Origin of the sequence: Pseudomonas hefeiensis (genome assembly GCF_030687835.1) — a bacterium.
GTDB classification, from domain to species: Bacteria; Pseudomonadota; Gammaproteobacteria; order Pseudomonadales; family Pseudomonadaceae; genus Aquipseudomonas; species Aquipseudomonas hefeiensis.
This window is the reverse complement of the sequence record NZ_CP117449.1, coordinates 5,269,359-5,281,533: the sequence shown is the minus strand read 5'-3', so window position 1 is coordinate 5,281,533 and position 12,175 is coordinate 5,269,359. Positions and strand designations below refer to the sequence as shown.

Below are 12,175 nucleotides of genomic sequence, written 5' to 3'. Positions count from 1 at the left end.
TCAAGAACGCTTGCCGGCGCCGCGAGCGAAACGACGCTCCAGACGGCTTTGACCAAAGGACAGTACGGTGACGGTGGCCAGGTACCAGATACCCGCGACGATCAGCAGCTCCATCACCCGGGCGTTGGCGTAGTAGATGTTCTGGGCGTTGTAGAGCAGTTCCGAGTACTGGATGACGCTCGCCAGCGAGGTCATTTTCACCATGCCGATAAACTCGTTGCCGACCGGCGGAATGATGATCCGCATCGCCTGCGGCAGGATGATCCGCCGCAGCGCTTGCAGGCGTGGCATGCCGATCGACTTGGCGGCTTCGTACTGCCCGGTGTCCACCGACAACAGACCGGCGCGCACCACTTCGGCGGTGTAGGCACCCTGGTTGATGCTCAAGCCCAGGAGGGCGGCCGCGAATGGCGTCATCAGGCTCACGGTGTCCATTTCGAACACGCCGGGGATGCCGATGGTGGGGAAGATCAGCGCCAGGTTGAACCACAACAGCAGTTGCAGGATCAGCGGCGTGCCGCGAAACAGCCAGGTGTAGGTCACCGCCACGTAACGCAGGATCGGGTTGGCCGACATGCGCATGATCGCCGTGATCACCCCGAACACAATACCCAGCCCCATCGCCAGCACGGCCATGACGATGGTATTGAGCAAGCCCCACATGATCGCTTGGGAGGTGAGGAACTGGCCGATGTACGACCATTCGATCTTGCCTTCGGCAAAGGCACGCACCAGGCCGATGATCGCTATGAGGATCACGGTGGCGAAAAAAATCCGCCCGTAATAACGCCGTGGCACGTGATCGTACTGGGTGATATCAAACTGGTTTTCCGCCAGTTTGCGCTCCGCCTGAAGTCGTTCTGCCTGAGTCTGACTCATGTTGTTTCTCCAAACACGGGTATTGCAGGTCAACCACATTTCCTTGTAGGCGCCGGCTTGCCAGCGCCTACCGGGTTTTGCGTTGTCTATCAGAGGCGCAAGCCCTGATAGTTCTCGGTCCATTCGTGTTGCGCGGCGAGGGCGGTTTTCAACCGGCCGATCTGCTCGCGCACCTGCTGCGGCGCGGTACCACCCCAACCGCTACGCGCCGCGATGGCGGCTTCTAGCGTCAGGCTGTCGCGTACTTCCGGGGTCAGGCGCGGATCGATTTCGGCCAACAGCGCCGGCGAGGCTTCCCACAACTCGATGTCGTGTTTCTCACAGGCCTGAACCAGCGCGCCGGTGATTTCATGGGCTTCCTTGAACGGCACGCCGCGCACCGCCAGCCAGTCGGCCACTTCGGTGGCGAGGGTGAACCCGAGCGGTGCCTGGCGGCGCAACTCTTCAACGTTGACCTTCATGGTCGCGACCATCCCGGCCATGGCGGGCAGGACCAGCAGCAAGGTGTCGACGCTGTCGAGCACGCCGTTTTTGTCTTCGCTCAAGTCGCGGTTGTATGACAGCGGCAGCGATTTCAGGGTAGAGAGCAGACCGGTGAGGTTGCCGATCAGGCGACCTGCCTTGCCCCGGGCCAGTTCGGCAATGTCCGGGTTTTTCTTCTGCGGCATGATCGAGCTGCCGGTGGCGTAGGCATCGTCCAGGGCAACCCAGCGAAATTGCCGCGATGACCACAGACAGAATTCTTCGGCAAGGCGGGAAATGTTGATCCCGAGCATGCTGGCAATAAACAGGAATTCGGCGACGTGATCGCGGCTGGCCACCGCATCGATGGAGTTTTCGCAGACGCCGCTGTAACCCATTTCCCTGGCCGACTGCTGCGGCAGGCGCGCGATGGCGGAACCGGCCATGGCGGCGGCGCCGAGTGGCGACAGCGCGGTGCGGATGTCCCAGTCCACCAGTCGTTGCACGTCACGCAGCATCGATTGGGCGTGAGCGAGCAAGTGATGAGCAAAGACGATCGGTTGCGCCTGTTGCAGGTGAGTGAAGCCTGGGCAGATGCTTTCGATGTGTTGTTCGGCCTGATCGACCAGCGCCTGTTGCAAGGCAAGTACTTCGACGGCCAGGGTGCGCACGTGGTCGCGCAGAAACAGACGCAGGTCGTTGGCGGTCTGGTCGTTGCGCGAACGGCCGGCGCGCAGCTTGCCGCCCAATGGGCCGAGGCGCTCGGTCAGCAGGCGTTCGATGAACGTGTGGACGTCTTCGTCATCCAGCGTTGGCGTGATGCTGCCGGCTTTAAAATCAGCGCCGATACCTTCCAGCGCGTCGAGCATGGTGTGGGTTTCCTGCTCGCTCAACAGTCCGGCGCGTTGCAGCTCACGGGTATGGGCCTTGGAACCGGCGAGGTCATACGGGGTCAGGCGAAAGTAACGCTCAGGGCAACGGGACAGGGCCGCCAGGGCTTCGGATGGGCCACTTTTGAAACGGGCCCCCCAGAGACGTTGGGTGGGTTGAGACATTGTTGTTTTCCTCGTCGATAAAGCGAACTGAAATGGATGCGAAGAGCCGGGAACACCCGCCGGAAATAATTCGGGCGTGGTTCGGCCTAAGCAGTTTTCAAGAGGGCAGTTGCAGTGTTGCGAGAGCTGATCGAAGTGTCAGCTTTTAGCAGTTCGAAGTCAGTGAGTTGGCACTGAAGTACGGGGATTATTAGCGGTTGCCAAGCCTGGTTTTCTGTGTTCATTATTATTGGCCAGCTTTATTTTTGTTGTTGGACACAGGTTGTTGAATAGCGCGCCAGAGGTAAATAAGCATTATGGAAACCCCACTTTCCAATTCCGGAAACCCGGCGCCGAAAACGGCGCATCGGGCGCCGCTGGCCCTCAGCGGGCTGGATTTCAAACTGCTCAAAGTGTTCAAGGCCGTGGTCGAGGCTGGCGGTTTCAGTGCGGCGCAGAACGAGCTGAACGTGGGGTTGGCGGCCATCAGCAAACAAATTTCCGACCTTGAGATTCGTATCGGCATGCGCTTGTGCACCCGCGGTCGCGAGGGCTTTCATCTGACCGAAGAAGGCCGATTGGTCTATCAGGCGTCGATTGATTTATTTGCCTCAGTCGATAACTTTCGTGATCGGCTTAGTTCCGCACAGAATGAACTTGTTGGCGACCTGGGCGTGGGCGTTATTGACAATACTATTTCCGACATTAATTCACCGTTAGTTGCAGCGCTTGAACGAATAAATAAAGAGTCACCAAAAGTAAGGTTTCAACTTCAGACCTCACAACTGGATGAGGTTGAAAGAGGGGTCGTAGAGGGACGCCTGGTGGCCGGTATCGTGCCGGTTTATCAGAAGCGCGAAGAGTTCGACTATTACACGTTGTATGAAGAACGCTCAGAGGTTTACTGCGCGATCGGTCACCCGTTGTTCTCGGTGCCGGACGCAGAAATCGGCAGCAACGTACTCAAGGAGTACGAGTGCATCAACCATCGCTACGCGATCCATCGCGACAAGCTGAATTTTGCCCGCTACGACAGTTTTTCCGCCTCCGCGACCCAGGTGGAAGCCGTGGCGCTGCTGATCAAGACCGGGCGCTTCGTGGGTTTTCTACCGCAGCATTACGCCGCGTCGATGGTGTCTGAAGGGCAATTGCGAGCCTTGCGGCCGGACCTCATTCACATCAGCACACCGTTTAATCTGATCCTGCGTCACAACACCGTGCGCAGTCCGCTGGTGAAAGCATTTGCCCTGGCATTGGGCGTCGATTTGAAAGCGTCGACTTGATAACAATCATTAAGTAATAGATAGCTCCCGCCCCGACGACGCGGAAACCAAACTGATCTGGCTTGGGTTGGGTAATATCGCAGCAAAGTGGGGCCCAGCGGCACATGACATCCCGCCGTACGGCCACGCAAGGACACCCGAACTTGTGGCGAGGGGATTTATCCCCGCTGGGCTGCGCAGCAGCCCCAAAACCAGCCAACCCGATACACCCGGCCCCGGGATTATTTAGTGGCTTGAAATTAAACCCGTTCCCTTCGCTATGCAGCCTTTATCTGCAGGCTTCGGCACTTAGGCCTTCTCCCGCAGGCCCGCCTTGCTAAAGTTCGCGATTCATAGGCCGACAGACTTCGTTTCCACCTCACGGATGATTCTAATGTTCCGCTCTGTCTTTTCCGGCGTTGCTTTGCTCGCCGTCGCCGCTGCCTGCACTGCCCAGGCTCAGACCGTCACCACGCCCGAACAACTGCTGACCGAATTTTCCCGTTGCGATGCGCATTTCTTCGAGAGCCTGCGCGACGCCCGTCTGCCGGCAGGTACCGTGCGCCTGAGTGATTACGGCTCGGTCAAGGCACCGACCATCATGAGCCCGTTACAGGAAGGTGGCACATACCAACATTTCGAAACGCCCCTGATCGTCAACGGCGTGCGTATGGTCGGCTATTACAACCAGGCCGAAACCATCAAGAATGCCGGCAATTTTCTGTTCTGGGGTTTCGTAGCCGATGGTTCGCCGCAAGAGGTGGCCGCAAAACTCAAACCATTGATCGTCGATAACGCGCGTTTTGTCGGTCAGGGCAAAGCCATTACCCGCGCCGAAATTCGCCGCGTCGGTGACCCGATCGGCCAATGGCGCACCGAAGGATTGACCGGCCCCGGCGTCGTCACTCCGTTTGGTTTCGTAGACCGCGTGTTGATGGTCGACACGGGCGGCACAACACCGCCGCTGGCAGGGCACACCACCGTGTTCTGCTCGCTACAAGGCACCGTGACCGCGCCGCTCTTGCAGGTATATCGCCCCGACCTCAACGCTCGTCTGTTCGACTAACAAGGATGCTTTTCATGAATGCTCGCTGGCCCGCACTGATCGCCTGCTCCTTCATCCTCACAGGATGTGCCGGAATGCAGAACCCGCAAAAAGCCAACCTCGCGCACTGCACAAATCAGATCAAGGCGTCCAAAGCCGAAAATTACCCCCTGGCGCTACAGGAAGGTGATCTATGTCTGCAGAAAAATACCCTGCCCGCCTCGCTGGAAAGTTTGATTTACGCGGTGCAGGCCGACGCCCACAGCAACCTCAAGCATTTCCCCGAAGCGGTGGCTGCCAAGGAAAAATCCATCCAATTGGAGGCCAAGACTGATGCGCGCGCCAATCTGGATTTGAGCAGCATGTATCGCGACGCTGGCAACCCGAAAAAAGCGCTTGAACTTGTGCAGTACAACCTCGACAACGGACTGGGAGAAGCCGGAAAGGGCTCCGGCTTCCACATGCCGACCTACTATCATCAGGGCCTCGCGCTGACAGACCTGGGTCAATACCGAGAGGCCGCTGAAGCATTCAGCACCGGCCTTGAGCGCCAGGCGGACTATGCCTGGGCCTATTACGCGCGTGGGATCGCGTACGACCATTTGGGAGATAAGGACGGCGCCAAGGCCGACTTCATGAAGTTCTCGCAGATCGTCAACAAGAAGTACGTACGCGAGGAGCACAAGGCCAAGCTCGCCGAGTACAAGATTTCCATGCCGTGAGGTAAAACCTTGGAGGGCCTATCGTTGTTCGGCACTGTCCAAGTGGGCGAATGGGCCTTCGATGTGAACTGGGGTGATGACCGGGAACTGGCGGCCGTTACCTTGCATCGGTTGGCGCTGGAGCAAGCCGGAAAGGTGATGACTGGATAAGATTTAAGGCGCGCTGAGGCATAAAATCGGCGCTACCTGCCTATCACGTGCGGAGTAGCGACCATGGATTACGACGACAGATTGATAGAAGAAGCTGTGCTTGCCTTGCTGGCAGCCTTCAGTTCCGACACCGGCAACGCCTGGAAAGGTTTCGACTTCGAGGTCATGAACCGATTGCATGAACAAGGCCTCATCAGTGATCCGGTAAACAGGAACAAATCGATCTGGTTGACGGAAGAAGGGTTGGAGCGAGGTCGCCAGATTGCCGAGCGGTTGTTTGGGAAAGCGCGTTGAAGGTGTGCGCCGGATCGTGATTGATCGCCAAGCCCCTTTTCTCAGAGGCCTAGCCAACAGTCTTTCGCTGCGCACCATCACCGACCATAGCCGGGGCGCTTAGTCATGATCATTTGCGAAAAGCCCATCAGCTAAGCGAAAATCCCGCCTTCCCAGACTCGATAAGGATGCGAGCATTGACGTTTGAAAACGGTCAGTTTTCTGGCAGCCATGGAATTATCTTCAGCGTATCGCGCTTCTCCCTGTCGGCCGATGATCGGGGTAGTCTCAGAATAGGTCCGCAACACTCCTCTCCCTCTATGATCATCAAGGCTCAAGGCGGCTAAGACTATGAATGAATTTGGCCTTTACGCCTTGGCATACGCAGTGTTCCTGCTGTTGTTTTTCTATATGAAATCCTATGGCCTCAGGAAATGGCTAGGCATTGCCCTGGTTGTCCTGGGATTCGTGAGTATTTTTACGCTGCCGTCTTTCGTCTCCGGTTTTGATCTGGGTATCGCCTCAACCAGTGCTATTGGCATTGGAGCGGCACTGTTTTTTAGCCGGGCCCGGTATATGGCATGAATCTGTGTTCCTCTTGTATTGACCACTCGCTCCGTGGCTACCAGTTGTCTCGATAGTCGAAAGCAATCTGATAGTCGTATCTGCTCCAATCAATTGAGTGTTGAAAGTGAGGTTGGAGGGTTTTTACCCATTCTTGGGGAACATCAAACCCTCCGTTATTTACATTGTTTTCGATTGGAATCCCTAGGGCTTCAATGACAGAGCCGTCGTCACCCAAGTCTTCGGAATACTCCTCCCCCTCGCAGGATTCGGTTTGCTTGCTATACCACTCAAGTCGTAGTTTGAGACCCATTTGATCCTCACAAATATTTTTTGATATTACGGTTTTTTTTCGGGCCGTCTGTCTGCTCGCCCGTAATATGATCGAAGGCCCCTAGATGACTTCCATCGCTCGAACGATAGGCTTCCAATTCACCATGTGAAGAATCCCATTCGTAAATGGTTCTGCCCTTCGCATCAAGCCAGCGATCCCTTAGGCCGCCACCTCCTTGTACAGGTGTTTTTTTCTTGCCTCTTTTCAATCCAGGGAAGCCAACAATTTCATGGGTTTTCGGAGCCGGATGATAGTCGTGGCCGGTCTCGGCCATGCCCTTTCGAGGAACACTCAAAACCACATAAACCGGCCGAACCCCCGAATCCGCCGGAAACACCAGGATGAAATCCCTGTACTCCGGCGGATAGATCGGATCGACGATGATGCTGTCGGCCATCGGCGTCGGCGGGTAGATCCAAATAGGTGGTGCCTGGGGCGCCGCTTCCAAGGCGGGAATGCCGAGGGTGTCAGCCGGATTGATAGCCGGCGTCCAGATCAGTTCGATGCCATCACCCAGGTCGGCGATGAACTGATCGGCTCGCGGGGTGAACTGGACAACGTCGACCATTTCCCAGTCGCGGTTCTGCCCGGTGTAGAAACCGTAACCCTTGAGGCTGCCGTCGACCTGCTGCTCGATGCTCAAGCGCACGCGGCTGCGGGCCTGTTTGAGGTTGCGTAACTGGTCTTCGCTGTAGAGCGCGCTGTCGCCCAGATTGGACGGCCACAGCAGGGCGACGATGCCGGTCAGCAGCGCTGCGCCGACGGTGCCGCCGGCAGCTGCAGCCGTGGACGCTGCCGAACCGCCCAGCGCGAGCCTGCCCAAGGTAACCGGAACCGTGCCAGCGCCGATCCGCTTGAGGGGAATCGTGCCAGACGGGTCGGCGCTCCGGCCGCCGAGCCACATGAGGTCGCCGTACTGCTTGACCAGATCTGCCGGCACGTAGCCGTTGGGGTTGCTGTAATCGATGATGCCGTTGGGGAGCTTGCAGCTCTTGGCAAACACGCATCCGGTTGCGGTGGACAACGGCTTGTTATCCACCGTGGCCCAGCGCGCTTGTTCATAGGCAGCCTGCCGGGCAAGCATGGCTTGGTAAGCCTGCTGTCGGGTTTCGCGCTCGGCCAGTTCGCTGGCGGTCATGTCCCGATAAGTGACGTGATGCCCATCGCCGCTGGGCGAGTTGCGGACCTGGGGGATGTCTTTTTTGCGTGTCGCCACGTAGTGAGTCTCGTCCGGAAAAAATGCAGGACAGACGCTAACGCGGGAAGAGAGGGGCGCGATGTAGGAGGTTTCTTGAAGTGGTTGTTCTGGTTTCCTCAATACCGGTAGGGCTGGATATTTGAGGCTCGGAACAATTTGAAGTGTCAGATCGGGCTGTCAGTCATCGGGCGCCCGCCACTCGCCAGCCGACCTCGCCTTGCGCCTTTGCCTACAACTACGCCAGAATCCGCCGGCTTGTTCGCCTTGGGTTGCGTCGGTAGTTTGAGTCCTGTCACTGCTCATCAGTGATCGGGTTTAGTCGCCCAGGGTGAAACAGGTTGTGCAAGGCGTCATCCAGTCGGGATTCCCATCCTGCACTCGATGGTGGCTGTGCGCAGGGCGTTCTCGGACGCGCCGGTTTCTTGTTTCCCCGGTCGACTAACCTGCGTACAGCTGCCTCCCATCGTTTAGTCGCGAGCGGGTGATGGCTCCAACTACAGGAAACAAGATAATGGCAAAAGATACTCCGAATCCCCCTGATACGAGCGAGCACGTATCCCGTGCTCAGTCTGCCCGCAACAAAAAAATCGATGACGCTGCCACGCGAGCGTTGGATTATTACCTGAAACCCAAGCCCAAGAGCGAAACGTCTGACAAGACCGACTCCATTCTTCGCATTGATCCGAGTGTGGATTCTGAGTGTTTGCTGGCGAATCTGAGTGAGAATTTGGCTTCGGCGAATGCCATGATCAGTGATTTGGCGTTTGATCTGGATGGGTCGCGGCGGCATGTTGCGCTGGGGATTTTGCAGGTGATTGAGGTGAGTGAATTGTTGGCTAATCGGGCGTTGGATATTGTTGAGGTGAGGTAGGGCGGCAGTGCTACGTGCCGTCTGGATTGGAAAAGGGTCTTGCCCAGCAAGACCTTTTTTTGTGCCCGAGGGAGGCTGAGCGCTCCAGCAAGCCTGAGAACCCAAAGGTCGCATTCTTAATTAATGCGAACTTTTCTTTTGTCTGCTGAGGTGTGGTGAAATTTTCGCAGGACAGCAGTGGCGTTTTGCTGCTATACCTGAGACGAGCATATACGTCGCGGTGCAAACAGGAGTTCAGGATGAAGATTCTTGCAGGGTTGGTCGCGGGATTGATATTAGCCATTCTTGTTTCGACGGTTTTAGCCATCGCCGGTGCGGCATCTCCGAGAGCTGCTGGAGGGACTGGCGCGATTGTTTTCTTCGTAATATGGATTATTGCGCTAGCAATAGCGGTTTTTGCCCCCACTGCCGGCAAAGCATGGCGTCGGCTTTTGGTTACCTCGGGCATCGCTGCATTCATGCTCCCCTTGGCTGGTATTGTTTTTACCGGGAGCCATATCGCCACAAATATTAGTGGTGCTCATTCAGGGGCGGAAACCGCAGGTGCCGCGATTGGTGGCACTTTGGTGAGTGGCTTTTTGGGATTCGTTGGTTTCTTCTTGGGTGTGATCTTTCTTATCGTCGGTTTGTTGGTCGGCCGAGATAAACAAGTAATTTATATTCAGGCCCCACCAAACTCCTAAAGTGAAAAAGTTGGTTGAAATGAGTGCTGCGTAGAAACTGATTAGAAACATTGGGTATTTATTTGCAATGGGTTTGCCATTGTAAACGGATCAATTACTTTTTTCTGGTTGATTTTTTTAAGTAATAACGTGTAGATTTAATATGGGGTGTGTCTTATTAAGAAATTTATTTCGGCGCTTATAAAAGTAATCCAAGACACTGACTATTCTCCCGCCGAGAAAGTCAAGAGAGTCAGTTATCTTAATGCCTTGAACCTGGTTGGTGATTTGCAACCGACGCAAGAAAGCTCACCAAGTATTGACATCATGTACCTCGTGCAGGACGCTTTGAAGTCTATCGCTCGATTTAGATATGGGGAGTTCGACGGAAAGAAAATTTTTAAGCGTCCGATATATTGTTCTGAAGACCCTTGCTCTAATTCTCGGATAATTGCTTTCCATGGGGAGTTGGATGTAGGTATAAAAATAGGCCCTGAATTTAATACTTGGGAGCGAGTATTTTATCAGATTGCTCACGAGGTGATTCATCTCTTGAACCCTGTACTGGCTCCGACAGGTGGAATCATATCTGCGAGTTCTCTTGATGAAGGGGTGGCCGTGAAGTTTGCGGAGGAAATGTACTCTAAGTATATCGCTGAATACAAAGAACTACCGTTCGGGGACAGCCCGATAGGTATGAATACTAAATATTGGTCAGCATACAAAGTTGCAGCCAAAATACCAGACCAAGTCCTAAGAGCTATCAGGGTTGATGCTGGTGGATTTCCATTTGCTTCAGACTCCAAAACGATTCTTACACACGCGGCTGAATTCATAAGTGTGGATGAAGCTGAGTTTATTGTTTCAAATTTCCAATGAGGCAGATTTCAAATGGATGTGATCTGACTGAAACAACTGATCAGATAAAAGTGTAGTCGGAAAGAGGAGTTATAGTAGCCAACGAACCGAGGGATGATTTAGGTATTAACAACAACGTTAAAACGTTAATGGAGAATACACACGATGGCCATACTTAGCGAAAAATCGCTTGACTTCGCGCGCGAACATATAAGCAAGTACTATGACTCGGATTTTTTTCCTAAACCAATCGAGTATGAGGCTCTATGGTATCAATGGGACGATGTAAAAAAAGAGTTGATGTCAAAAAAATATTGCTAAGTTGTGGGTAACACAACCGCGGGCCATGACCATCGCAAAACCCAAAGGTGGTTTTCGAATTGTCCATCAACTTGAACCTATCGACTCAGTCATTTATACCGCCTTGGCTTGCGAAGTCACTGAGGCGGTCGAAAAAGCACGCATACCCAGCGAAGAGCACATTGCCTGTTCGTATCGTCTACAAATTTCAGACGGAAATTTTTTTGGTGCAGGATCTGGATGGGCCGATTTTACCAAAAAGACGGAAGAGCTAGCCAATCAGTATAGTACGGTGTTAATTACCGATATCACTGACTTCTATAATCAGATTTACCTTCACCGTCTAAACAATGCCATCGAAATCGCTGACTCGATGCTCAAGCCTCTTGGGGATGATATAGAGACCTTCCTTTCAACCCAAAATAGCAAATCTTCCCAAGGAATTCCGGTTGGGCCTGCCGCCAGTATCATTATGGCCGAGGCGGTATTCATAGATATTGATCGTTTCTTGAAAGACCAAGGAGTGCATCACACTCGGTATGTTGATGATATTCGAATTTTCTCAAACTCAACTAGAGAACTATCCGGTGTACTTGAAAGCCTTACCATGTATCTATATGAAAATCATCGCCTAACCGTTTCCTCTGAAAAAACCTTCTTAATGGATTCAAAAGAGTTTGTTGAGAAACATCTTCACAATCATTATGCCGAAGAGAAGGTTCAGCTCCTTGAAACCTTGGAGATTTTTAACGCATATACTAATGAAATGGAGCAGGTAGAGGTTGAAATTGACGATGAGGAATTAATTTTGGAGTTTAAATTGTTGGCGGCAATAGAAAAAATTATCACCTACGAATATCTGGATCTAGGTCTTGCAAGGAGTATTATCAGATCTGCTCGCCGTAACAAGCAATCAAATATTGCCTCTGTAATTTTCTCAAATTTCGACTTTTTTTCCCCCGTCATAAATGATGTTGTATTGTATCTTCATGAAGTTACAGATGATGATTTTGCAAAAAAAAATCTTCCCGTCATTGAAGCGATAATTGATAATTCAGCTGTCGACAGTCAAATATGCCGTTTCTGGTTGGAATGGTACATCGCCCAAAACGCTAATCTATTGAAATCGGCGAAGCTATATGCGTTTGTTTTTAACGGTCCCAACATTGAAAACCAAGCTCAGGCTGCGATCACTAACAAAAATGTGGCGTGGGTGCGAAATCACAAGGCGACTGTTTATAATCTAGGAGGAAAAGCTCGCAGAGCCGTTCTGAATTCGTCAAGAGTATTGCCAAGCGATGAGCGCACACATTGGCTTAAGTTATTTATCAGCAATTCTCCTGTTTTGTTAGATCGGCTGGTGGCGCAATGGGTCCAAAAAACAGCTTAAAAAGAGAAGGATTTACTTACTTGGCATTAAGTTAATTTGTGCCCTTTGTTGCGAGTGATGGAAAAGGTTTCAAGCGCAGGATACGTGGTTTGCAAACGATACCAAAACGGGTACGGACTTCTGAAAATGAATCCGTATCCTTTTCATTTCTCCGTTAATATTCTTGAAGTC

At 53.3% G+C, this 12,175-nt stretch carries 14 protein-coding genes; 10 read left to right on the top strand and 4 right to left on the bottom strand.

Features of this window, described 5'->3' with window-relative positions:
- Window positions 1-879 (bottom strand): amino acid ABC transporter permease, encoded by an 879-nt coding sequence (locus PSH57_RS23790; protein ID WP_305385838.1) that lies wholly within the window; start codon window positions 877-879, stop codon window positions 1-3.
- Between the two features lie 89 nt (window positions 880-968).
- Window positions 969-2,396, bottom strand: coding sequence for an argininosuccinate lyase (gene argH / locus PSH57_RS23785; RefSeq protein ID WP_305385837.1), 1,428 nt, complete (start codon window positions 2,394-2,396; stop codon window positions 969-971).
- Window positions 2,397-2,692: 296 nt separating this feature from the next.
- Here argH and PSH57_RS23780 point away from each other — a divergent pair, with 296 nt between their 5' ends.
- From PSH57_RS23780 to PSH57_RS23755, 6 genes are all read left to right on the top strand, one after another.
- Window positions 2,693-3,658 carry a LysR family transcriptional regulator gene (locus tag PSH57_RS23780; protein WP_305385836.1) on the top strand — a complete coding sequence of 322 codons (966 nt, stop codon included), beginning with the start codon at window positions 2,693-2,695 and terminating at the stop codon, window positions 3,656-3,658.
- Window positions 3,659-4,031: 373 nt separating this feature from the next.
- A complete protein-coding gene (locus PSH57_RS23775; protein ID WP_305385835.1) occupies window positions 4,032-4,703 on the top strand; it encodes a hypothetical protein in 672 nt (223 codons plus the stop codon).
- 14 nt (window positions 4,704-4,717) lie between these two features.
- Window positions 4,718-5,404 carry a tetratricopeptide repeat protein gene (locus tag PSH57_RS23770; RefSeq protein WP_305385834.1) on the top strand — a complete coding sequence of 229 codons (687 nt, stop codon included), beginning with the start codon at window positions 4,718-4,720 and terminating at the stop codon, window positions 5,402-5,404.
- Between the two features lie 24 nt (window positions 5,405-5,428).
- Window positions 5,429-5,554 (top strand): hypothetical protein, encoded by a 126-nt coding sequence (locus tag PSH57_RS23765; RefSeq protein WP_305385833.1) that lies wholly within the window; start codon window positions 5,429-5,431, stop codon window positions 5,552-5,554.
- Window positions 5,555-5,617: 63 nt separating this feature from the next.
- The gene (locus PSH57_RS23760; protein WP_305385832.1) at window positions 5,618-5,848 is read left to right on the top strand and encodes a DUF6429 family protein; all 231 of its coding nucleotides are present in this window, start codon (window positions 5,618-5,620) and stop codon (window positions 5,846-5,848) included.
- 330 nt (window positions 5,849-6,178) lie between these two features.
- Window positions 6,179-6,412, top strand: coding sequence for a hypothetical protein (locus PSH57_RS23755; protein ID WP_305385831.1), 234 nt, complete (start codon window positions 6,179-6,181; stop codon window positions 6,410-6,412).
- Window positions 6,413-6,449: 37 nt separating this feature from the next.
- Here PSH57_RS23755 and PSH57_RS23750 read toward each other — a convergent pair whose 3' ends face one another.
- Both PSH57_RS23750 and PSH57_RS23745 read right to left on the bottom strand, forming a co-directional pair.
- The gene (locus tag PSH57_RS23750; protein WP_305385830.1) at window positions 6,450-6,704 is read right to left on the bottom strand and encodes a colicin E3-like toxin immunity protein; all 255 of its coding nucleotides are present in this window, start codon (window positions 6,702-6,704) and stop codon (window positions 6,450-6,452) included.
- 7 nt (window positions 6,705-6,711) lie between these two features.
- Window positions 6,712-7,941: a colicin E3/pyocin S6 family cytotoxin gene (locus tag PSH57_RS23745; protein ID WP_305416712.1), complete on the bottom strand. Its 1,230-nt coding sequence runs from the start codon at window positions 7,939-7,941 to the stop codon at window positions 6,712-6,714.
- A gap of 493 nt (window positions 7,942-8,434) precedes the next feature.
- Between PSH57_RS23745 and PSH57_RS23740 the strand changes: the two genes are divergently transcribed.
- From PSH57_RS23740 to PSH57_RS23725, 4 genes are all read left to right on the top strand, one after another.
- Window positions 8,435-8,794 carry a DUF6124 family protein gene (locus tag PSH57_RS23740; RefSeq protein ID WP_305385829.1) on the top strand — a complete coding sequence of 120 codons (360 nt, stop codon included), beginning with the start codon at window positions 8,435-8,437 and terminating at the stop codon, window positions 8,792-8,794.
- 239 nt (window positions 8,795-9,033) lie between these two features.
- On the top strand, window positions 9,034-9,477 hold the full coding sequence (locus PSH57_RS23735; protein ID WP_305385828.1) for a hypothetical protein: 444 nt from the start codon (window positions 9,034-9,036) through the stop codon (window positions 9,475-9,477).
- Between the two features lie 267 nt (window positions 9,478-9,744).
- Window positions 9,745-10,335, top strand: coding sequence for a hypothetical protein (locus tag PSH57_RS23730; RefSeq protein WP_305385827.1), 591 nt, complete (start codon window positions 9,745-9,747; stop codon window positions 10,333-10,335).
- A gap of 325 nt (window positions 10,336-10,660) precedes the next feature.
- Window positions 10,661-12,004, top strand: a complete 1,344-nt coding sequence (locus PSH57_RS23725) for an RNA-directed DNA polymerase (protein WP_305444759.1) — start codon at window positions 10,661-10,663, stop codon at window positions 12,002-12,004.
- Window positions 12,005-12,175 lie beyond the last annotated feature (171 nt).

Bases quoted from the DNA above. Each gene is read 5' to 3' on its own strand.
- PSH57_RS23790 (WP_305385838.1), bottom strand. From the start codon at position 879: ATGAGTCAGACTCAGGCAGAACGACTTCAGGCGGAGCGCAAACTGGCG.
- argH (WP_305385837.1), bottom strand. From the start codon at position 2,396: ATGTCTCAACCCACCCAACGTCTCTGGGGGGCCCGTTTCAAAAGTGGC.
- PSH57_RS23780 (WP_305385836.1), top strand. From the start codon at position 2,693: ATGGAAACCCCACTTTCCAATTCCGGAAACCCGGCGCCGAAAACGGCG.
- PSH57_RS23775 (WP_305385835.1), top strand. From the start codon at position 4,032: ATGTTCCGCTCTGTCTTTTCCGGCGTTGCTTTGCTCGCCGTCGCCGCT.
- PSH57_RS23770 (WP_305385834.1), top strand. From the start codon at position 4,718: ATGAATGCTCGCTGGCCCGCACTGATCGCCTGCTCCTTCATCCTCACA.
- PSH57_RS23760 (WP_305385832.1), top strand. From the start codon at position 5,618: ATGGATTACGACGACAGATTGATAGAAGAAGCTGTGCTTGCCTTGCTG.
- PSH57_RS23755 (WP_305385831.1), top strand. From the start codon at position 6,179: ATGAATGAATTTGGCCTTTACGCCTTGGCATACGCAGTGTTCCTGCTG.
- PSH57_RS23750 (WP_305385830.1), bottom strand. From the start codon at position 6,704: ATGGGTCTCAAACTACGACTTGAGTGGTATAGCAAGCAAACCGAATCC.
- PSH57_RS23740 (WP_305385829.1), top strand. From the start codon at position 8,435: ATGGCAAAAGATACTCCGAATCCCCCTGATACGAGCGAGCACGTATCC.
- PSH57_RS23735 (WP_305385828.1), top strand. From the start codon at position 9,034: ATGAAGATTCTTGCAGGGTTGGTCGCGGGATTGATATTAGCCATTCTT.
- PSH57_RS23725 (WP_305444759.1), top strand. From the start codon at position 10,661: ATGACCATCGCAAAACCCAAAGGTGGTTTTCGAATTGTCCATCAACTT.